Here is a 21,656-nt window from a genome sequence, read left to right on the forward strand (position 1 = left end):
TAACGGCTTACGCCTGACTACTTTAACTTGAGATCTGCCAGCATTTGAGCTGAAGGAGCAAAGAAGTAAGCACCTGTCACGGCATGAGTAAAGCGCAGCAGTTGGTCAGTTTTGCCATCCGTTACGCCATACATACTTTCTAGCATAGCTTTGAAGTTGTGTAAGGTGTTGCAGTAGGCAATAAATAGCAATCCATGCTCACCAGAAACACTACCGTATGGCAAGCTGTGGCGAACAATTTTAAGCCCTTTGCCTTCTTCTTTGATATCGACACGACCAACGTGTGATGCCGCTGGCACATCATCTAACTCAACGGAGTCAGGCTTAGTTCTGCCAATCACCTTCTCTTGTGCCGACACATTGAGGCGGTTCCACGAAGGAAGGTTATGGATAAAGCGCTGCACCATTACGTAACTACCACCCGCAAACTCACCTTGTGGAATGATAGCCACTTCTTCTCGCTGAGCCTGTTTCGGGTTTTCGGTTCCATCAACGAACTCGGTCATATCACGAGAATCTAGATAGCGGTAACCGTAGGTCTCATCAACAACCGAAACCTGTTCAGACACTTCAGCGAAGAACTTACGAAGTAGGTAAAAATGCAGATCATGACGATTTGAGTGACAATGAATCAACACATCAACGTCTGAGCTTGGTGCGACGACATCCCCTTCACCTAGTTGTGGGAAATCGATCAGTTCCGCTGGCATGGCAACATCTAGCTTGCTCCAGAACGCTTTAGTGAAACCAATGGAAAGTGTCAGTTCCGCACCAGGTTGCTGGTCGTTAAGCTGTTCAACCAATGCTGGGAGCGCTTTTAACTGCTCTAAAACGTGTTGTGGATTTTGAGTCACCTTGAGCAAGGTGTATTGTGCGAATGGTCCAGCTTCAGGAAGGATAGCACTTTGAGGGTATGACATTTTTATTTCCTCACTAATATTTTTTGCTCAGTGTATTTCGTTTTGATTTCAATATATTGACAACGATCATCGCTTCGAACGATCACTGTGTAGCAGGGTTGTGAAAGCAGTCTCTTACACTACGGCTTTTCGCTACGTAGAGAATAAACCATAGCAGGAGTAGCATCACGGCACCATTAGCCCAGCTGAAGGCCCCATGAGTGAGGTAGACGTGATAGAACGTTTGTGCCAACTGCGCACTTGCTGTAACCAGAGTCACACTTTTTCCCCATGAGACGATTTGGTTGACCCAACTCCGCTCTGGACTACGTAAGCTAATCATCCACATCAGGGCTATGCTAGGAACACCCATCGCAAGTCCGAGATAAAGCATGCTGTGATCAGGATAAACGATGGATAGAATCTTACTCCCACTGTCACGGCTGGCTCCGGCTACAACAAATACCACCCAAGCCTTGGCCATAAACAACCAGCCTAACCAAAGAAGTCTTGGGGCTTTGAGAAAACCGTGTTGGTCATATTGTTCGATTGCGTAACGCACTGATATCTAACTACTGCTATGAATACAAACCCCACTCTATACCAATGAGCAGAATTTTCTATCAGTAAATTGTCATCTTTACTCGTCGTCTTACACCAGAGCTTCGCTCTAACTCTCACCACTCGCTGATGAACGGCGGACACGTATCATAGATACAACGAGAAATAGAACCAGCAATAGGACTGGCGCAAGCCACAAGAGTGCGTTCGACCAACTGAATGATGGTTTATATAAAACAAACTCACCGTACCGGGCGGTCATAAAGTTCACTACTTCCTGCTCACTCTCGCCTTGGTTGATTTTTTGAAACACAATCAGCCTTAAATCTTTGGCAATTGGCGAATTAGACTCTACCAAATTCTGATTCTGACACTGTGGACAGCGCAGTGATTTCGCTAGCTCAATGGCGGTCTTTTGCAATTGAGGTGTCTTAAACTCAAACAGCTCAACCTGAACATTTTGCTCATGAGTCGCTGCTACAAAAAGGGCTTGCTCTTGCGCAGACGCATAAAAACTCAGCATTGAGCACAACGTTAAACATAACAGACGAAATAGTGGCAGATACCGAACGGGCATTAACTGTTACTCTGATCGAAATAAAGGGAAAAATGTTTGCGCCAAGCTTGTTCGCTTAATAGTCCGGAATGCTTGTAAACAATCTCACCGCGGCGTGTGACGAGGTACGTCTCTGGTGTGCCTATCACACCAAGATCCAGGGATAACTTTCCCTTTGGATCAAAAATAACATCAGTGTATGGATTGCCGAGTTGAGCCAGATAGTTAACGGCTCCCGAACGATTGTCTCGATAGTTAAGCCCAACAATCGGTACACCTTGCTTTTGCAACTGATTGAGATAGTCATGTTCTTGACGACATATCCCACACCATGAAGCCCAGACATTCACCAGTTGATACTCGTCAGTAAACAGCTCAGGACTCTGTTTGATTTGTTCACTGATTAACAGTTCCACTGGCATACTGGGAAACGCATGTACAACAGGGCTGGTTTGTGAGCCAAGCTGTTGCGAGTTTAGCCCCGCGATAAGAAAGCCGATAAAACCGGCTAAAACTGCAATGAATACGGCGATTTTATGCCTGCTTGATAACGCCATGTACTGCCTCTTTGCGTCTTAGAGATAACAGTGGGAAAACCGCCCCCAACATTGCCACCAAAGCCCCACCCCATATCCAACCAATGTAAGCTTTGTACTGAATTTTCACCGCATAGGCGCGAGAATCTACTTTGCTACCGAGCGTAACATAGTAGTCGCCATACCAAAAAGACCGAATAGCGGGCTCACTCATATTCATTACGCGCACGGGATAATGGCGACGCTCCGGAATCAAATCGAAGCTGTTGTCCTGATTAGAAAAGCGCAACCATGCTTGCTCCGCCGTATAATTGGGGCCAATAGCCCAACGAGTCTCAATGTAATCAACCTTCCAATCGGAAAATGTTATTGATGAACCATCCGCCATCTTAAAACTCGCTTGATAGGAGTGCTCGGCATTCATGACCGCGCCGATCGCACTTATCGCAAGTCCGATATGGGCAAGTACCATAAATAGGCTGCGAGATTGTTGCAGCCAAAAAAGCACATGACTCAATACGACCCAAACGCCAAGTCCCCATATAATCAACAGTAAAGGTGAAGGTTGATCGACCTGCACCCAATACGCCACACAGCCAACCAACATTGCCCCGGCCAGCATTAACAGCAACTGAGTAACAGAATAGTAGGCACCATGATGCCATTTCAAAAGCGGAACAAAACCCATGAGCAACAATGCAATGACCGTCAGTGGGAGAAATAAAGTATTAAAATAAGGTGCACCTACCGAAACGGAACCTAAGCCAATCAACTCATAAATCATTGGGTAAAAGGTGCCGAGAAACACGGTGAAACTTGCGACAGCTAACAACCCTACCGAGGCAGTAGCCAAGTAACTACGACTGAATATCGCTTTGATAGTTTTGCTTTTGACCACCTCGCCGCGTTCAAACAGCAGTGAGAATGAGCAAATTAATGTCACGGCCAAAATAGCCAGTAAAGCGATACCTTTACTCGGATCGACAGCGAATGCATGAACAGAAGTCAGTACACCAGAACGAACAATAAAGGTTCCGAGGATACTGAGACTAAAAGTGATAAGTGCAAGAATCAAGGCGGCTCGTTTCTGCTGCTCATAACGACGCGCCGCTAACATAGCATGGAGCAATCCAGTCCCAGTTAACCATGGCAGTAGAGAGGCATTTTCGACGGGATCCCAGAACCACCAGCCGCCCCACCCCAATTCGTTATAAGCCCACCAAGAGCCGACCACAATGCCAAGGGTTAAAAATGCCCACGCCGAGATAAGCCAAGGTTTTGCCAACTCAACCCAGTTTTGGAAAAAGCTTGGCTGCATCAAAGCGGCAAGCGCAAACGCTAGAACCGTCGAAAATCCGATATAGCCTAAATAGAGCAAAGGAGGATGAAAAATAAGCCCAACATCTTGCAGCATTGGGGTTAAATCTCGTCCCTGTTCAAGCCAGTTCTCCGCATAGCTAAATGGGTTAGACGCTATCAGAGTAAACCAACCAAAAGCGGCAACAAACAACCCCATAATCCACAGTACATCCTGTAAATACGCATGGGGTGCAGAACGAATAAATGAAATACAGCCAGCCCATACCGCTAGGGTGAACACCCAGAACAGCATTGACCCTTCATGACCACCCCAAACCGCCGCAACCTTGAAAAACTGCGGGAGCGCGGTATTTGAGTGAGACGCGACATACTGAAACTGAAACTGGTCGCTAATAAATAAGTAAGCTAACAAAACAAGGCTCAATGACGCAGCCACGCCATTGAACCTTGCAAGGAATGATAAAGAGAGTGTGTCGCCATGGCGAAGCCACTTTTGCAATGCATATTGAACACTAGCTGCCGTACTGGAAAGCGTTACCAAAACCAGTGCCAAATGGCCCAACTCTCCTACCATATTTATACAACCGTCATTTGACCAGCATAGAGAATAAACGTACGTAACATCAGTACGCCAACCAAACTCAATGTTGTTACCATCAGGATATAACCACCATTGTGACGTGTTTCTTTTGGTGTCACCGCATTAAGGGTTAGCGGCAGAACCATACCAATCAGCACGACACCAAACCAGAACCAGTTGGACCAAAAACCGCCACCAATTGCATTCCAAGCCGCTACTTCATTTTGGCCACCACTAAAAATTAGGCCAGTAAAGAAAGTAACCAGTACAAAAAGCTCAAACATCACAACAGGACGCTCAAAGCTATGTACCCACGAAACACTTGGGCTTGTTGCAGACTCTTTAAAGACTAAGATGCCAAACATCAAACACGCCGCAGCACCAGATGACAGACTTGAGAACAAGAACAGTATCGGCAACACAGGGTTATTAAGCATTGGATAGGTTTTCAGAGCAGACAACAGGAAGCCTGTGTACGCCGCTAGAACAATCGCTAGGAAGCCCAAAAATAGCTCAATAGCGTTAGAGAACTTACCTGATTTAATCAGGAAGCCATCGGCAAAATCAAGCAATTTACTCGGCAGCTTACCATCACAGAATTGGATAACTTGGTGACGGAATAAGATCCCAATCCAAATGAACAATACGATCATGTAGACCTGGAAGAGAATAACACCCATCGACATTACCGAACTTGGGTTATAGAAAATCATAATTTTCCAAAACGACAAAGGCTTGGTTAAGTGGAAAATCAAAATTGTCAGTCCCGAGATAATGCCAAATGGTGCCAACCAAGCCATCGCCTTGATAATGCCATTATTAGCCGGATCGCCTTCGATCACTTTACGTTTTAGATACAGCGAAATCATTACCGCACCAGCAGACATACCAGCGAGGAATAGATAGATTGCGATGATCCAATCCCAAACCAGAGAGTCAAAGTGGAATGCACTTTCAAAACCATTCATTATCAGATCTCCCCTTTCTGGTGAGGCACTTTGTATAGCTTAGGCTTAGTGCCAAGATGTACCTTGTCGCGGTACACAACTTCACTGTTCAATACCTGATTTATCTCACTGTTTGGATCATTAAGATTACCAAAGGTCAACGCCTGCGTCGGGCAAGACTCAACACAAGCAGGAAGCTTGCCTTGTGCTAAGTTTGTGTCACGACAGAAGTTACACTTGTCAGCGGAATGGTCGACAGGATTAAAGAAGCGAACTTGATAAGGACAGGCCGCTAAGCAGTAGCCACAACCGACACACTTCTCTTTGTGTACATCAACAATGCCAGTCTTCTCATCTTTGTATGCCGCCCCAGTTGGACAAACATAAACACACGGTGGGTTTTCACAATGTTGACAAGATTTGCGAGTAAAACGGTAATCAACATCAGGAAACTCACCCTGTGGTTCACTGCGAATGATCTCAAGGCGAGATACACCTTCCGGAACTTTGTTTACTTCACGACACGCTTCAGTACACGCAGTACAGCCGATACAAGCGGTTTCATCATGAATCATGCCGTATAACTTGTTGCCATCCTGCTCAACATTCGCCAACGTTTTTCGGCTATTGAACACCGCGGTTCCTGCCACACCTGTAGTGAAGATCACAGCGCCTGCGCCGGTTAAGAAGTTTCGTCTAGAACAACTCATACTACTTCTCCTTCTTCAACTGGTTAAAATCGGCGTGACAATCCACACAAAGCTTGATGCGCTCTTTCTTCTCAAGAGCCAACACTTTAGTTTTGTTTGCATGCACATCATGACAATTTGAACAGGTGAGATTTTTTGCGTGGACATCATGAGTCCAGCTGTTATCACGCAGTTTTTCTGGTGTGTGACAATCGGCGCACTGACTATTCGCTTTTAGAATCTCTTTTGGATCAAGGAAGACTTTATCGGTTCCCGATGCAGATTGAGCACTAGAATATTTAGTAACTTGCGGCGCACCCTCTCGGTGGTCTGGTCCTATATTGTTGTGGCACTCAGTACAGTTGACTTCTCGCCCCAGTTTTTTAAGTGCGTCTTCGCCATGAGAACCCGCGAGTGTTTGTTTAGAATCCTTATGACATTGAATACACTTATAATCTTTGTCACGGATAAGCGTGACTTCATGACGTGCTGATGTTCCTTCAGACTGCACAGTTGAAGTGTCGGCAACGGCATGAAGAGAATAACCATAGAGGCAAAATGCTAGAAGGGATTTAAGCATTATGACTATGGCCAACTTTATATTGCCCATATTATCCTTTCCTTATTCCCGTACCATTTACTGATTAAACAATAAGTTGATATACGGTTTAAAATTAAAGTCTTTCGATGTGCGATAAAAATACACCGAATGAGATCAATTCTTATTTTGGATAAGCCACAACGCTATTAAGAATATAGTACTCCTCCTACCCTAAAGAGGCACATCAAACTGTTCAAAATTCGATCTGAATCACCGAATATTTTTTCACCAATTCTCACTAAGTCATTGATGATAATAAGTTTCATTAAGTAAAGACAATAAAACAAATACCCCTAAAGAGGTATAGGAATACTAATTTGAACTGGATCACTATCCAAAATTGATCTTGAACAATGATGGATTATTAATAAGTTATTTAATTTATTTCTGTTTATTACAATGTATTTCAGTTTCTCCAGTTCTTAGTTTGGAATATAGCCAGTTCACAACGCTGCTAATAAAAACAGAATACGGAGATAGCACTGTGAATAAATTGCATTGGATACCAAAATCCGCTGCAGCATTAGCAATTGTGGTAAGCTCACTAATGAGCGTCACTAGCTTTGCTGCGTCCGACGAAAAAGGCTTAATTGATCCTCGTAATGACGCCTACCAACAACAGCACCCAGACCAGTACGAGTCTTGGAAAGCGACGTCAGAAAGTGAACATATTGAAGACGCGCTAGCAGAAGATCCCAACATGGTTATCATGTGGGCTGGTTATGGCTTTGCTAAAGATTACAACAAAGCTCGTGGTCACTTTTACGCATTAGACGATGTTCGTCAGACTCTGCGTACAGGTGCGCCACAAGACGAAAACTCCGGTCCAATGCCAATGGCATGTTGGAGCTGTAAAAGCCCTGACGTCGGTCGTGTGATTGACGAGCGTGGTGAAGATGGCTACTTCGAAGGCAAATGGGCTCGTCTAGGTGATCAGATTGCTAACCCAATTGGTTGTGCCGATTGTCACGACACTCGTAGCGAAGCGTTCAAAAATGGTGAACCTGCGCTTGCATTAGCCAAACCATATGTTGAACGTGCATTTCAGGCCATCGATAAACCGTTTGAAAAACAGTCTCGCCTCGATCAGCAAGCTTCGGTATGTGGGCAGTGTCACGTAGAGTACTACTTTACTGGCCCTAACAAGTCTGTGAAGTTCCCATGGGATCGCGGCACCACTGTTAGCGAAATGGAAGAGTACTACGACGCACTTGGCTTTAAAGACTGGACACACAAAGTATCTAAAGCCCCAATGCTAAAAGCGCAGCACCCAGGTTACGAAACTTGGCGCGATGGTATTCACGGTAAGAACAAAGTCGCTTGTGTCGACTGTCATATGCCTAAAGTGACCAAGGAAGACGGTACCGTCTACACAGACCACAAAGTGGGTAACCCATTTGACCGCTTCGAAGATACCTGTGCAAACTGCCACACTCAATCTAAAGATCAGCTACGTGACATCGTTTCAACCCGTAAGGCACAAGTACTAAACATGAAACTGACTGCCGAGAAACAAATTGTCGCGGCTCACTTTGAAGCAGGCGCAGCGTGGGATGCGGGTGCAACCGAAGAGGAAATGAAAGACATCCTTCAAGACATCCGTCATGCTCAGTGGCGCTGGGACTACGCTATCGCCTCTCACGGTGTTCATATGCACGCACCTGAAGTGGCACTTGAAGTACTCGGCACTGCGGTAGACCGCGCTGCGGATGCTCGTACTAAAATCGTCCGTCTTCTAGCGAAGAAAGGCATCACAGAACCCGTTGAACTCCCCGACATTTCAACTAAAGCGGCTGCTCAAAAAGCACTTGGTATGGATATGGATAAGATGAACGCTGAGAAAGAAAACTTCCTCAAAACCGTCGTTCCAGACTGGGAAAAAGCGGCAGAAGCCCGAGAATCAAAATACTAACTAAAGTATGAGAATAAAAAACCGGCGAAATACGCCGGTTTTTTATAAGCCTTTCACTCGGCTCAAAAACTCTCTCAATTCGGGCTATTTAGAGCATCGCTTTCGCTTGGTTCAAAGAGTGAATAATCGACACGCGATCTAAATCTGTGCTGTTAGAATCCAGCATTTGTGTCCAAATATCGATCGCTTGTTGATAACGCAAACTAATAAAGTGGTCGCCCGCTATCAGAGCTAATGCTGTGAGATTGTTGGGTTCAAGGTTTAGGGCCTGAGCAAGCAAAGCATCCACTTCGTCAGTCATCACTTGTTTTTCTAAATAATAAAGCGCACTGGCTTTGGCAGCTAACTGACTCGCTGACGGTGTGTCGCTTAGCCATATCGTGTAGTCAAAGCAGGTAAGAGCGGATAGAAACTCCTGCTTGTTCATATAACCATGACCAAGCTGGAACCACAATTCAGCTTGGTTGGGATCTTGCTTGAGTTGCTGCTGCAATGAGCTCATCCAATCAAAGGAAGTGATTTGTTCGATCGGCTCAGAGGGGGATGGTTTGTCTCCCTGCCACCACAAAGACAAAGGTATTGCCAGCATTAAACTCGCAATCAAGGTTCGTTTCATTGGCATACCCAAGCTTTTGATCATCATTTGATAACTATAACGTGTTAGGATATCTGCATCCTTGATCTAGCTAGACCTATCAACATGAAAAACAAAGTTGTTCCCTCTCAGGAAACACAACAAGATGCAATGAAAATTGCCAAGGCTACGCAAAAGCCCGGTCAAACCAAAGAGCAAACTAAACTGATTGCTCAAGGGATCGAAAAAGGCATTGCGCAGTATAAAAAGCAACAAAAAGAGCGTTCTCGTCAGGCAGATAAGGCGAAGAAAAGAGTTCAGAAAGCCAAGCAACCGACTCAGCAATCAGAGCCATTGCCACAACTGGATCAAGAACCTGTTTCGGCTAAATCATCAATACTTCCGTGGTTATTACTCATCGTAAGTTGGATGGGATTCTTTATTTATATTACTCAGAAATAAAAAAAACCTAGCGATTAACTCGCTAGGTTGATGATCTTCGTTTAAGCACTAAAACCTAAACTGGCGGCAATATCCGATCTTCGATCGGTAACCCATTGGCTATCGAACGGTCCCCAATCCGATAGTTGATAATAACCATCGTTGTGACGCCTGCCATCTTGGACAAACATCAGCTCAATGCCAATCCCCGGTAATGCTTTAATCACGTCTTGAATGGTACGACGCGGCCAGCCTGTTTGCTCAATCAGCTTGGGCACATTTGGGCGCTCTAAGTTTTCAACAAGCAGTGCAAGATACAAGCGCCTTGCAAAGACAGGACTCAATTCCATTGATACCTCCTATAAATTTCTAGAGTCATTATTTCTGTTTTGTCTCGGCGTGTGTTGCGTTCGATCAAAAACTCTACGATCGTCATCGTTTGAAACATCTTTTTTTAGCTCAATGAAATATATCCATCACACTTTTGTCTCGCTGTGTAGTTCCTGCTAGGATGCAGAAAACATATTATAAAAGTCACTTTCGAAGGTTCTAGTATGACAATCACCATGTATGGCATCCCTAACTGCGACACCATCAAAAAAGCAAAAAAATGGCTTGAGGCAGAGGGAGTGGAATACAATTTTCACGATTACCGCAAACAAGGTATCGACAAAGCGATGGTTGAGACATTTTGTCAGCAACTTGGCTGGGAGAACGTCGTCAATAAACGCGGCACAACCTTTCGCCAACTCTCTCAAGAGCAAAAAGATAATCTTGACCAAAACAGTGCGATAGAACTGTTGGTAGAACAACCAGCAATGATCAAGCGCCCTATTCTGGTTACCAATGATACCTACCACCTAGGTTTTAAAGCCGACCAGTACGCCGCTATTTTTTCATAACATAAGTAAAGGATTTCAAGGATGACAGACAGCCCGACTCTGGCTCTCGCAAAAGATTTAATTAGCCGTCAATCAGTAACACCAGAAGATGCAGGCTGCCAAGATGTAATGATTAAACGTCTTGAGGCTCTTGGCTTTAATATCGAAGTGATGGTGTTTGAAGACACCACTAACTTTTGGGCTCGCCGTGGCACCGAAGCACCACTCTTTGCCTTTGCTGGTCATACAGACGTTGTTCCTGCCGGAAAGCTAGAACACTGGGATACGCCACCTTTTGAACCCACCATTAAAGGTGAGTTTTTGCATGGTCGCGGTGCTGCGGATATGAAAGGTTCGTTGGCGAGTATGATTATCGCAGTAGAACAATTCATCGCCGAGAACCCAAACCACAAAGGTTCAATTGGCTTTCTCATCACCTCAGATGAAGAAGGTCCGTTTATTAACGGCACGGTCAGAGTTGTTGAAGCTCTCATGGAACGTGGCGAAACCATCGATATGTGTATCGTGGGCGAACCCTCCAGTACTGAAGTGGTCGGCGACGTGGTCAAAAATGGTCGGCGCGGTTCTATTACTGGCGATCTCACGGTTAAAGGGATTCAAGGTCACGTTGCTTACCCACACTTGGCGCGCAACCCAGTTCATCAATCACTAATGGCTATCCACGAATTGGCGACCACTGAGTGGGACCAAGGCAATGCCTATTTCCCGCCAACCAGTTTTCAGATCCCCAACGTACACGCCGGTACAGGCGCATCGAATGTGATTCCTGGTGAATTCAACGTGCAGTTTAATTTGCGTTTCAGTACTGAACTTAGCAATGAGATTATCGTTGAGCGTGTGACTGAGACTCTGGATAAACATGATCTGGATTACCAGCTTAAATGGACGTTCAACGGCGACCCATTCCTGACTGATACTGGCGCACTGCTTGACGCCGTCGTCGATGCAGTAGACGCCGTTAATCAGACTAAACCAGCTCTATTGACAACAGGCGGTACGTCAGATGGCCGTTTTATCGCAAGAATGGGTGGTCAGGTCGTTGAGTTAGGTCCGGTAAATGCGACTATTCACAAAGTGAACGAGTGCGTCAAAATCGCTGACTTAGAAAAACTCACTGCAATGTATCAGAAAACTCTAGAGAACTTACTCGCGTGATCATGACACCTGAGCAGCTAACCGGACAAACCAGCTCCCATTTAGTCGAAACTATTGTCGGGCAAAAAGCTTTTTTGGTTCATCCACAAGTGAGTCATGATCTGTTGTCCCTCAAAACATCGGCTGCTCAGGCTGGCTTTAATCTCAACATCGCCAGTGGATTTCGCGACTTTGAGCGTCAGAAAACCATCTGGAACAACAAGATGTCGGGAAACACCATGATTCTAGGCAGTAACAGCCAACCTTTAGAGGTGGGAGGCCTGTCTGAAGAGCAAAAGGTGATGGCCATTTTACGCTGGTCTGCCCTGCCTGGGGGCAGCCGCCACCATTGGGGAACCGACTTCGATCTTTTTGACCGAGACAGTCTGCCAGCCGATACTCAATTGCAACTGGAGCCTTGGGAATATCTTAGCGGTCATCAAGCTAAGTTCTATCTCTGGTTGAAAGAGAATCTTGCTCAGCACGGATTCTTTTTCCCCTATGCAAAAGACCTTGGTGGCGTTGCCTTTGAGCCATGGCACATAAGTCATCGTTCTAGTGCAGAGCAGTGCTTGCGACTATTGACGCTCTCAACTCTTGAGCAACAGCTTGAGAGAACGCCTATTTTGGGTCAGCAAGCGGTGTTAGCGCAGCTAGAAACGATCTACAATCAGTTTATTAGTAATATTTGTCAGTAGGTATTGTGATGGAATTCCTCACCAACCCTTGGGTTATCATCTTTATTGTTCTGAGTGTCATCATTGGTAACATTGCCGCACTAAAATACACAGCCAAGATGAAGTTTGGTCAGATAGACAAGAAGCCTGATTCCACAAAAGAGTCAGAGAGTAAACCCGATAGCCACAACGAAAAAGACCCGCAATAGTCGCAGGTCTTTTATTATCATGTCTCTTACTACTTAATGTGATCCCAAGAGATATTGGAAACGATGCGACAATTGTCGCACTTGAAATAGAAGATATCGTGTAAGGGTTGGTCCAAAAGCCATTCTCCACCGCACTTTGGACACTTGCGCGCTTGCTCATCCGCAAGACTTTTTCCACCCACACGGTATTGGTAGTAATACGTGGGTATCTTAGTGATGTACTCAATCCGACCACGTAAATCCCAACCGCGCTTAAATAGAACGCTGTCAGTATCGCAAATCTCATGCAAAGCGGCATGTTCTGCTCGGCAGCCACCTGCCATCTGGATCTCGTCACATGCCTGCCACTCTGTTTGCCACTTAATCACGGCTTTATGGTCACCATTGAGCGTCGGATCATTGCGATAAAGTGGGATGGGTAGCAGGGTTTCTCCACTACGCAGTGGAGAACATGTATGAACATACGTGGTATACAAAACTTGCCAGCTTGGCGCTTCTTGTTCCGCCGCCTCTTCTGAGTTTAGGTCGCGCCCAAGTAAACGCATTTTGGGTGCCAGCAGACAAGCTTCAGTTAAGCGATTAAGGCACACTTTGACAAAATCAGAGTGGTAGTTAGGGTGCAAACTGTCTTGCTCAGGACAGACGACGCGAACATAAAACTCGCCATCCCCCATCACAATTGGAAATTCACGGCCGAGCACTTGACCGTTATAACGAAACGCATCCATCAACCCATTAATTGCTTTATCCACTGCCGAGATGGTGGTGTTATCGAAGCACTCGAACTGAAGTTCTACAACGTACATACTTACACCACTGGCTCTAGATTCGCTAAAAACTGCGCGATATCTTCCGCTAAGATATCTCGCTTATCCGTCCCTAAGCGTTCGAGAATGACATTACCAGAAAGGTTGCAGATCGAAATCACGTCCAGTTCCGCATCTGTTGCAGCAATAAATACGGTAGGTTTAAGTTTTAGGCGGCGTTGAGTAACAAGGTGCCCTAAGATGTTTTCTTGTAGTCGAACAAAATCGTCATCACTCCAAACTTGGAGCAAAGTCAGTTCGTTGCCTTGCCAAGTCGCATCCATATCTGCGCTATATTGAGAACCATAAAAGGTCTTGATATCTTGATGTAAGCTCAGCTCTATCGCGCTTTCAACATTGGTAAAATCCGCAGGAGTGTCTCGCTGACAAGCTTGCCACTCTACCGCCTCATCGCTCTTTCTCTCAACGCATGGCGAGACGAGATCCACCAACTCAGTACTCTTCGGTAACTGACCTGATACATCTAAGTGTGCCTGACGATATTTTTCACTGAATGAGAGTAACGCTTGTAAGGCATTATCAGCCATTAGATTCTCCAACATGAATATTCGCTTTTAACAGCGGGATTGCGTAAAATTCTCGACATTCTAATAGAAAATGAACAAAAGTATGAGCAAATATTCTGACGCCAAAGAACTTGCCGGTCTAACCTTAGGCCAAAAGACTGAGTATTCTAACCAGTACGACCCGAGCCTACTGCAACCGGTTCCTCGCAGCCTCAACCGAGATGATCTTGAGCTTGGCGATAGCCTGCCGTTCCAAGGCTGTGATATTTGGACTTTGTACGAACTCTCTTGGTTAAATGACAAAGGGCTGCCACAAGTTGCGATTGGCGAGGTTTCAATCCCTGCGACCAGTGCCAACCTAATCGAATCCAAATCTTTTAAGCTCTACCTAAATAGTTTCAATCAAACCCAATTTTCATCTTGGGACGAGGTGGAGCGCGTATTGGTCAAAGATCTGTCTCAATGCGCTGGCGAAGAGGTTTCCGTCACCGTTCGCTCTGTTGTTGACTACACCGATTCACTCATCGTCACTATGGATGGAGAGTGTATTGATGAGCAGGACATCGAAATAACTAGCTATGACTTCGACAGAACACTGATTCAAGGTGCTGCTACAGGCGAAGTGGTAGAAGAGAGCCTACACAGCCACCTGCTTAAATCAAACTGCCTAATCACCAACCAGCCAGACTGGGGCAGCGTTGAAATTCAATACAAGGGTAAGCAGATAGATCGTGAAGCACTGCTACGCTATATCGTTTCCTTCCGTGAACACAATGAGTTCCATGAACAGTGTGTTGAACGTATTTTCACTGACATAATGGAATTTTGTCAGCCTGAAACCTTGACCGTTTACGCACGCTACACGCGTCGCGGAGGCTTGGACATCAACCCATATCGTTCAAATGTGAACAGCCAGCCAAATCATAATCAACGTATGGCTCGCCAATAGGAATTACTCAGAATGATAAGAATACGCTGGAAACACTACATCTGCGCTTTGATGCTGATGGTGTCTTCACCCCTGATGGCGAGTACGATTTATTCTTCACCATCACTAAACGAAGCGAATAATCTGGTCAATATTGTTCCCAAACAGGCGAAACAATTAGCGACGGATTATCTTAACCAGCGTACCTTATCTGATAAAACCGAGCAGAGCCCTTCTGGCATTTCTCGAGATGAAACCGACAGTCGGACACGCACTCCGGGTAGCACTATCGATGCGTTAAGAATAGTGGCTCAAGCAGATTTTAATATCGGTAATGTACACGGCGCTCTAAAATATCTGCAAGAAGCGAAAACCTTAGCTCAAACCTATCGATTACCCTATTTACTTATCGAAACCAAGCTCGACGAACTTAGGCTCAACTGGCTTATTGATGGTAACGCGATCAAAGCAAGAGACGCGCTATCAAAAGTCGAACAAGAGTTTGACCAAATTGGCAATTCACAACAGCTCGCTCGTGGATTGAAATACAACATCATCATGCTCAAAGCCGCCATTGCGTCAAAAGAAGGTGAAATTGCCATCGCAGATGAGTATTACCTAGCAGCTAAGCCGTATGTTGAAAGTGCGAAGTCAATCCAGACATGGATCGAGTATCACACAACTGTGGGTCAGCACCTGCTTGCTAACAAGAAGTACAATCGAGCGCTCTCTGAATTACTCATCAGTTACTGGAAATCGATTGAAACAGACTCAGCTCGACAGCTCGCTGAGGTCAACCGCACTCTGGGCCAGCTCTTCTACGAACGAAAGGTATTAGATAAGGCCAACGACCACTACTCACAGGCGGCAGACTTTTTCGACAACTATCAGAACTCCCCTGCCCTTGCTCCCATTCTCAAAAGCATGGGGGACATCTATTTCCAGCAGGCAAAATATAATCTCGCATTAGTTCATTACTTCAACGCAATGGATCATGAACGTCTACAGAACAATATTGAGAGCGTGATTGAAATTCGCATCTCTCTTGCGGCTACCTACTTGCATCTAGTCAACTACACATTGGCTGAGCAATATTTAGACCGAGCACAAGAGTTACTGGCCTATGCGGATATTCCACGGTTAAAGTCCTATGCGTATCTCCTTGAATCCGGTTTAGCTCTTCATAAACAGGAGCCACAAAAGGTAATTAACAAAGCGCGTAAGGCTCTAGAAATTGCCAAACAGCAGCAGGATATCGGCACGCAAAAATCAGCGTGTCAGCTGCTTTACCTCGGCTACGAACTCAATAAAGAGTATAAGCTTGCTCTCAAATATCTGGTTCAATACAACTCCTTGGCGACCATTGAGCAGCAGCAACTCGATCTGATCAGCGAAGACGCATTTCGTCAGCAGAAGGAGTTCGTCGAGCAAACTCTTCATCTCAACGGACAGAAAGAGCAGTTGGAGAAGACGCACAACGAATATCGCAAGTTCCAAAACATTACCTTTACGCTGTTTCTTCTCTGCGCCTTACTGTTTATCTTCTTGTTGCGCCGTGGTCACGTAATCAATGTCCAGAAAGAAGAGCTCGATGAGCTTAATGAAGACCTTTATACGCATTCCCGTTCAGGGCTGAAAAACCTACGGATGCTCAATGCGAAGTTGCCAGCTTCACTAGAAGAAAGCAGCCACAAGTTTGAAAAATGGCATGTAGGGGAACTGATACATGAGCCACTTAATGATCGTTTACGTTTTGTGATGATTGATGTCCCTTTCCTGCGCAATATGTACCTTCAACATGGTTATCAGGAAGGACTCAAATTAGAACGTGCATTTGGCGATTATCTACAACAAAAAGTGGAGCACCCTGCGCGTATTTACCATTTTTCCGATGCCAATCTGCTTTATATCGAACCAAATAGTAAAGACAGTACCGATCCAGAGGCCATGTTCGAAAAGATCCAACAATGGATCATGGAATTCAAGCCTGATCGGATTCTTAACCGCGTCATTCGTATTGGTATGGCAGACTATCCATTCCTTCCAAGAGCGTATACTGCGGTTAATGATAAGGAACTAATTGATGTACTACTGATGTCAACCAGTACCGCTCGCACACTGAGTATGAAAGAACATTCAAGTCAGTGGGTCTATTTAAAAGCCATTGAAAACGCACCTGCTGCAAGTTTAGCCACTGGTAATATCCGCAAGGCTTGCAAGCATTCCATCAACCAAGGGCTAATAAAAGTACACTCTTCGTTCAAGAATGAGGACAGCATCAAAAAACTACTAAAAGATGAGTAAAAGCTCGTCAATCAAACGTGGTAAGTCGTGACGCCATCGTTTTATTTGATATTATCGACAGATTAATAAATAAATTAGATTCTATCTTTAAGTTTAGATTTTCATGGGCGTCCTCGAACAAGATCTTCAGTCACAGCTGCACAACCTGAAATCTCAATTGGAACAGGTTCGATTGACACAAAGGGATACCTCGTTCAAATTTAAAAGAGAACAAAAGGTACTCCAACGCATTATTGCGTCGCTTAGTGCCGCCTATAAAAGTGAAAACCCGCGACTTCAGACGGGTCTAATAGAACTAAAACAAGCTATAGAGCAACAACAAGACGTCAGTACACTAATACCGAAACTCGCGGTATTAGAACGCTTGCTTAAACAACAAGGCTTGGCTATGGAAAAACAGACAGAGCACTTAGACACGCAAATTAAACACAGCGGTGAAACCCTGCTGCGTCTTACTGGGCTGCCCGCTAAGATAAAACGCGATCTACGTGATCTACTGAGTTACTCCAGCGGTCTTGAGCACTCTAAAGCAGAACAAGCTCTGCGTCTTCTCAGTCTCTACGAACGCTCTGTTAAAATCATCACTTCTAATCCTGATTTCAGCATTAATAAGATCTCCAGCAGCTCCGACCGTGAATTGCTGCTGAGGTTGTCTGAAGAGTTACAGCACCTTATTACCGAACTGGACTTTGAGGGCGAATCAGGCGAGTTGCTGGCCGATATTCGAGCTAAATTGCTTATTGGCGTTAATAGCCACGTATTACTTGAGATGACGCTGCAAACTCTCAAGTTGGTCATTGATGGCACCCATTATGAGCGTAAGACCTCTGAACAGTTCCTAGAACAAGTCAATGCGTCTCTGTCATCCACACTGAAAAGTTCAGCGCAAAACGTCCAGCAATCACACAGTTATTTTGAACATCGCCAAGAAATGAACGGTGAACTCACCGATCTGCTGAGCGATACTCAAGCAAAAGTGACGTCGGCAACCAATCTGGAGTCGCTGAAATCACAAGTAACACCGCTACTTGCTCAACTCAATTCTTTGACGGAACGATTAAAGCATGCCGAACAACGTGAGCAAGCCTTGCTTGAACGTATGGACTATGGCAAGAATCAACTGGAAGCCTTATACGAGGTAACGCAAGACTACCGCCGCCGTTTAGAAGATCAGGCTCAGCGTATGTTATTGGACCCGCTGACGAAGGTATATAATCGTGCCGCCTTCAGTGATCGTTTAGAACTCGAGTATCGACGCTGGATTCGCGCCCAACACTGCTTACGGGTGGTGCTGCTGGATATTGATGGCTTTAAGTCGATCAACGACAGCTTTGGTTATGCGGCGGGAGACAAAGCCCTTAAGATCATTGCTCGTACCATTAAGAAAGAGCTGCAAGATACCGACACGGTTGCACGTTTTTCTGGCGAAGAGTTCATTCTTTTGCTACCAGAAGTCACTGACACTGACGCATTTAATCTTATTCAGACTATACAGACTCAGGTCTCTAAACTGCCGTTCAAATTCCGTGACCGTAATTTAACCATCACACTCTCCGCCGCGAGCACAGCTTTCAAAGACTCTGACACTCCAGAAGAAGTGCTAGAGCGAATCAACTTGTGCCTGAACGAAGCGAAAAGTATCGGTAAAAACCAGCTCGTTTGGCGTTAAACCTTCTGTCGCCAACTCTCCTGCCACAATGAAACTGTGATTGATCTATATATATCAAACAGTTAGCTTTTATATCATCAAAAACCTGCTAAGCTTAAAAGACCGTTGCTGAACAATAACTACTTGTTGGCAACTCATAAGGACAAGAATAACAACGATAATGTACTCGACTAGAGTACTGTTCAAGGAGGTCACTATGATCACGCATATCAGTCCAGCTGGCAGTATGGACTTACTCTCTCAACTTGAAGTTGAGCGCCTTAAGAAAACTGCTTCGAGTGATCTTTACCAACTCTACCGTAACTGTACTCTAGCGGTCCTCAACTCAGGTAGTCATACTGACAACTCAAAAGAGCTGCTGGATAAGTACAAATCATTTGATGTAAACGTGGTGCGCCGTGAGCGTGGTATCAAACTAGAGCTAAGTAACGCTCCAGAGCATGCGTTCGTTGATGGAGAAATCATCAAAGGTATCCAAGAACATCTGTTCTCGGTTCTGCGTGATATCGTCTACGTTAACATGCACCTTGCGGACAATCAGCGTCTCAACTTAACCAACGCTAGCCATATCACTAACCTTGTTTTTGGTATCTTGCGCAATGCGGGGGCACTCACTCCGGGTATCGAACCTAACCTTGTTGTCTGCTGGGGTGGCCACTCGATTAATGCAACAGAGTACCAATACACACGTGAAGTCGGTAACGAACTGGGTCTACGTGAGTTGAATATCTGTACAGGTTGTGGCCCCGGCGCAATGGAAGGGCCGATGAAAGGCGCGGCAATTGGACACGCCAAACAACGTTACTATGAACAACGCTATCTTGGCCTCACTGAACCATCGATCATTGCCGCAGAGCCGCCAAACCCGATCGTGAATGAACTGGTTATCATGCCTGATATCGAAAAACGTTTAGAAGCGTTTGTGCGAATGGCGCATGGTATTGTTATCTTCCCTGGAGGTGCGGGGACCGCAGAAGAGTTGCTATACATTTTGGGTATCATGATGCACCCAGAAAACGCAGATCAACCTCTACGTATCGTACTAACAGGGCCTAAAGAGAGTGCAGAATACTTTAACTCCATTGACCGCTTCATTGGGGATACGCTCGGTCCAGATGCTCAGAAGCATTACCAAATTGTTGTCGACGACCCAGCCAAAGTCGCTCAAATCATGAAACAGAGCATGGCAGAAGTCCGTCAACACCGTAAAGACACCGGTGACGCCTACAGCTTCAACTGGTCACTAAAAATTGAGCCAGAGTTTCAGTTACCGTTTGACCCAACGCATGACAATATGTCGAGCCTTGATCTGCACCTCAATCAACGCCCAGAAAATCTCGCCGCAGCCTTGCGTCAAGCCTTCTCTGGAATCGTGGCTGGTAACGTAAAAGCAGAAGGGATCCGAGAGATTGAACGACATGGTCCATTTATATTGGACGGCGATGCAACTCTGATGAAAAAAATGGATAAGTTGCTTAGAGACTTCGTTGAGCAAGACCGTATGAAACTGCCAGGGGGCACCGCATACGAACCTTGCTATCAGATTAAGACCAGTAGTTAGTGACTGGCATTCTTAGCTTCATCCGATACAATAAGGGCCCTGTGCCCTTATTTTTTTGATTTGTATGTCTATTCATCTTGTTATTATCGATGCGCTAAACCTGATCCGCCGAGTCCATTCAGCCCAACCTGATCCCAACGATATAGCAAGAACGATATCAACCACATCTCGTACCCTGCATAGGATATTGTCTGAGTCCAAGCCGACGCATATCATCGCAGTGTTTGACCACCACTTGCAAGAGCGAGGATGGCGAGCGGAAATACTTCCAGAATACAAACAAAATCGGAAGCCAATGCCAGAGCCTTTACTACAAGGGTTAGAGTCGATCCAAGATGCATGGTGGAAGATTGGAATCGATTCGTTACTTTCTGAAGGTGATGAAGCTGACGATCTGGTAGCGACACTCGCCATGAAAGTCGCCAACCACAATGAGAAAGTCACTATTGTATCGACAGATAAGGGCTACTGTCAGTTACTCTCACCGACTCTGCAAATCCGTGACTACTTCCAACATCGTTGGTTAGATGAACCATTTATCGAGAATGAGTTTGGCGTTAAATCTAAGCAATTGGCGGATTACTGGGGATTAACTGGGATTAGCTCAAGTCAGGTAACGGGTGTACCAGGCATTGGTCCTAAAGCCGCAAAAGAGATTCTGAATCAATTTGAAGATATCGAGCAAGCTTACGCCAGTGAAGCGCTCCCCGCTAAGTACAGAAAAAAACTCGATGAACATATAGAGTCAGCGCGCCGATGCAAACAAATAGCCGCTCTGAAAACGGATATAGAGCTTGGGTTTAACTTGCAAGATATTCGTTTTACTGGTGCTAAAGAGTAAAAAATTAGCACCTTAATCAACCGAACAAGGTAAGTTAACCAACTTCTACGTTAACCACTCGATACTAAATGGCCATTATCTGCTCATCAAGCTATAGAACCAAGATCAAATTGTTTGATATTGAAACAATCCTGATACTCAACCAACAGCATAAAGATGAAAAATCAGTGTGATTCAAATGACAAGCGATCGAGGGCAAGTGCTCACACATCCCCCTCGCTATGTTGGGTATCTAGGAAGCCTTAATCTTTAACCGCCATGAGTGGTACTGTACGTTAACGTTATGGCTTTCTCCCTTTTCCTCGAGGAGAAAAAATGGCCACTTTAGCGTATACCATAGATATAGAAGGACTCGGCGATGATGCCTTGGTTGTGACTCAGTTCGATGGGCAAGAGTCCTTGTCTGCCAGCGTGTTTCATCATCGACCTTGTTACGGTTTTTGTTATCAAATCACCTTAGCCAGCCGTCGGCATGACTTAAC

General features: G+C 45.3%; 23 protein-coding genes. 11 read left to right on the forward strand and 12 right to left on the reverse strand.

Annotation, left to right across the window (positions count from 1 at the left end):
- Positions 1-17 precede the first annotated feature (17 nt).
- The 8 genes from QTN95_RS04070 to nrfB all read right to left on the reverse strand — a co-directional run bounded on the left by QTN95_RS04070 (position 18) and on the right by nrfB (position 6,698).
- On the reverse strand, positions 18-920 hold the full coding sequence (locus QTN95_RS04070; protein ID WP_331416435.1) for a Dyp-type peroxidase: 903 nt from the start codon (positions 918-920) through the stop codon (positions 18-20).
- Between the two features lie 82 nt (positions 921-1,002).
- Positions 1,003-1,461 (reverse strand): DUF2919 domain-containing protein, encoded by a 459-nt coding sequence (locus tag QTN95_RS04075; protein WP_138973729.1) that lies wholly within the window; start codon positions 1,459-1,461, stop codon positions 1,003-1,005.
- 108 nt (positions 1,462-1,569) lie between these two features.
- Positions 1,570-1,983: a heme lyase NrfEFG subunit NrfF gene (nrfF, locus tag QTN95_RS04080; protein ID WP_331416436.1), complete on the reverse strand. Its 414-nt coding sequence runs from the start codon at positions 1,981-1,983 to the stop codon at positions 1,570-1,572.
- A 53-nt stretch (positions 1,984-2,036) separates the two neighbouring features.
- Positions 2,037-2,573: a DsbE family thiol:disulfide interchange protein gene (locus QTN95_RS04085; RefSeq protein ID WP_331416437.1), complete on the reverse strand. Its 537-nt coding sequence runs from the start codon at positions 2,571-2,573 to the stop codon at positions 2,037-2,039.
- The gene (locus QTN95_RS04090) at positions 2,551-4,446 is read right to left on the reverse strand and encodes a heme lyase CcmF/NrfE family subunit (protein ID WP_331416438.1); all 1,896 of its coding nucleotides are present in this window, start codon (positions 4,444-4,446) and stop codon (positions 2,551-2,553) included. Before QTN95_RS04090 ends, QTN95_RS04085 begins: the two co-directional genes overlap by 23 nt.
- A gap of 2 nt (positions 4,447-4,448) precedes the next feature.
- Positions 4,449-5,420, reverse strand: a complete 972-nt coding sequence (nrfD, locus tag QTN95_RS04095; RefSeq protein WP_331416439.1) for a cytochrome c nitrite reductase subunit NrfD — start codon at positions 5,418-5,420, stop codon at positions 4,449-4,451.
- A 2-nt stretch (positions 5,421-5,422) separates the two neighbouring features.
- Positions 5,423-6,109, reverse strand: coding sequence for a cytochrome c nitrite reductase Fe-S protein (gene nrfC, locus QTN95_RS04100; RefSeq protein ID WP_331416440.1), 687 nt, complete (start codon positions 6,107-6,109; stop codon positions 5,423-5,425).
- Between the two features lies 1 nt (position 6,110).
- Positions 6,111-6,698, reverse strand: coding sequence for a cytochrome c nitrite reductase pentaheme subunit (gene nrfB, locus QTN95_RS04105; RefSeq protein ID WP_331416441.1), 588 nt, complete (start codon positions 6,696-6,698; stop codon positions 6,111-6,113).
- A 538-nt stretch (positions 6,699-7,236) separates the two neighbouring features.
- On the opposite strand from nrfB, the gene nrfA reads away from it, so the two are divergent.
- Entirely contained in the window at positions 7,237-8,601 is a 1,365-nt protein-coding gene (gene nrfA, locus QTN95_RS04110) for an ammonia-forming nitrite reductase cytochrome c552 subunit (RefSeq protein WP_443088849.1), read from the forward strand.
- 88 nt (positions 8,602-8,689) lie between these two features.
- Here the strand turns inward: nrfA and QTN95_RS04115 are convergent, their stop codons facing one another.
- The gene (locus tag QTN95_RS04115) at positions 8,690-9,241 is read right to left on the reverse strand and encodes a TPR domain-containing protein (protein WP_331416455.1); all 552 of its coding nucleotides are present in this window, start codon (positions 9,239-9,241) and stop codon (positions 8,690-8,692) included.
- Positions 9,242-9,301: 60 nt separating this feature from the next.
- Between QTN95_RS04115 and QTN95_RS04120 the strand changes: the two genes are divergently transcribed.
- Complete coding sequence (locus tag QTN95_RS04120; RefSeq protein ID WP_331416443.1) at positions 9,302-9,637, forward strand: DUF2956 domain-containing protein; 336 nt, start codon at positions 9,302-9,304, stop codon at positions 9,635-9,637.
- Between the two features lie 41 nt (positions 9,638-9,678).
- On the opposite strand, the gene QTN95_RS04125 is transcribed toward QTN95_RS04120, so the two are convergent.
- Entirely contained in the window at positions 9,679-9,966 is a 288-nt protein-coding gene (locus QTN95_RS04125) for a winged helix-turn-helix domain-containing protein (protein ID WP_138973720.1), read from the reverse strand.
- 204 nt (positions 9,967-10,170) lie between these two features.
- Between QTN95_RS04125 and QTN95_RS04130 the strand changes: the two genes are divergently transcribed.
- From QTN95_RS04130 to QTN95_RS04145, 4 genes are read left to right on the forward strand one after another with little or no spacing between them, the layout of a single operon-like run.
- Complete coding sequence (locus tag QTN95_RS04130; protein WP_331416444.1) at positions 10,171-10,518, forward strand: ArsC family reductase; 348 nt, start codon at positions 10,171-10,173, stop codon at positions 10,516-10,518.
- Between the two features lie 21 nt (positions 10,519-10,539).
- Positions 10,540-11,673, forward strand: coding sequence for a succinyl-diaminopimelate desuccinylase (gene dapE / locus QTN95_RS04135; protein ID WP_171052266.1), 1,134 nt, complete (start codon positions 10,540-10,542; stop codon positions 11,671-11,673).
- A gap of 2 nt (positions 11,674-11,675) precedes the next feature.
- Positions 11,676-12,350 carry a M15 family metallopeptidase gene (locus tag QTN95_RS04140; RefSeq protein WP_331416456.1) on the forward strand — a complete coding sequence of 225 codons (675 nt, stop codon included), beginning with the start codon at positions 11,676-11,678 and terminating at the stop codon, positions 12,348-12,350.
- 8 nt (positions 12,351-12,358) lie between these two features.
- Positions 12,359-12,538, forward strand: coding sequence for a DUF2897 family protein (locus QTN95_RS04145; protein WP_138973719.1), 180 nt, complete (start codon positions 12,359-12,361; stop codon positions 12,536-12,538).
- Between the two features lie 29 nt (positions 12,539-12,567).
- Here the strand turns inward: QTN95_RS04145 and QTN95_RS04150 are convergent, their stop codons facing one another.
- Complete coding sequence (locus QTN95_RS04150; protein WP_331416445.1) at positions 12,568-13,344, reverse strand: Zn-ribbon-containing protein; 777 nt, start codon at positions 13,342-13,344, stop codon at positions 12,568-12,570.
- Between the two features lie 2 nt (positions 13,345-13,346).
- Positions 13,347-13,892 (reverse strand): SecY-interacting protein, encoded by a 546-nt coding sequence (gene syd, locus QTN95_RS04155; RefSeq protein WP_331416446.1) that lies wholly within the window; start codon positions 13,890-13,892, stop codon positions 13,347-13,349.
- Positions 13,893-13,974: 82 nt separating this feature from the next.
- On the opposite strand from syd, the gene queF reads away from it, so the two are divergent.
- From queF to xni, 5 genes are all read left to right on the forward strand, one after another.
- Positions 13,975-14,820 (forward strand): NADPH-dependent 7-cyano-7-deazaguanine reductase QueF, encoded by an 846-nt coding sequence (gene queF / locus QTN95_RS04160; protein ID WP_269377894.1) that lies wholly within the window; start codon positions 13,975-13,977, stop codon positions 14,818-14,820.
- A gap of 12 nt (positions 14,821-14,832) precedes the next feature.
- Positions 14,833-17,103 (forward strand): tetratricopeptide repeat protein, encoded by a 2,271-nt coding sequence (locus QTN95_RS04165; RefSeq protein WP_331416447.1) that lies wholly within the window; start codon positions 14,833-14,835, stop codon positions 17,101-17,103.
- 103 nt (positions 17,104-17,206) lie between these two features.
- Positions 17,207-18,772 carry a GGDEF domain-containing protein gene (locus QTN95_RS04170; RefSeq protein WP_331416448.1) on the forward strand — a complete coding sequence of 522 codons (1,566 nt, stop codon included), beginning with the start codon at positions 17,207-17,209 and terminating at the stop codon, positions 18,770-18,772.
- A gap of 196 nt (positions 18,773-18,968) precedes the next feature.
- Complete coding sequence (ppnN, locus tag QTN95_RS04175) at positions 18,969-20,333, forward strand: nucleotide 5'-monophosphate nucleosidase PpnN (protein ID WP_331416449.1); 1,365 nt, start codon at positions 18,969-18,971, stop codon at positions 20,331-20,333.
- A gap of 64 nt (positions 20,334-20,397) precedes the next feature.
- Positions 20,398-21,174 carry a flap endonuclease Xni gene (gene xni / locus QTN95_RS04180; RefSeq protein ID WP_331416450.1) on the forward strand — a complete coding sequence of 259 codons (777 nt, stop codon included), beginning with the start codon at positions 20,398-20,400 and terminating at the stop codon, positions 21,172-21,174.
- Positions 21,175-21,656: the final 482 nt, after the last annotated feature.

It is taken from the genome of Vibrio sp. M260112, from assembly GCF_036533775.1.
Classification (GTDB): domain Bacteria; phylum Pseudomonadota; class Gammaproteobacteria; order Enterobacterales; family Vibrionaceae; genus Vibrio.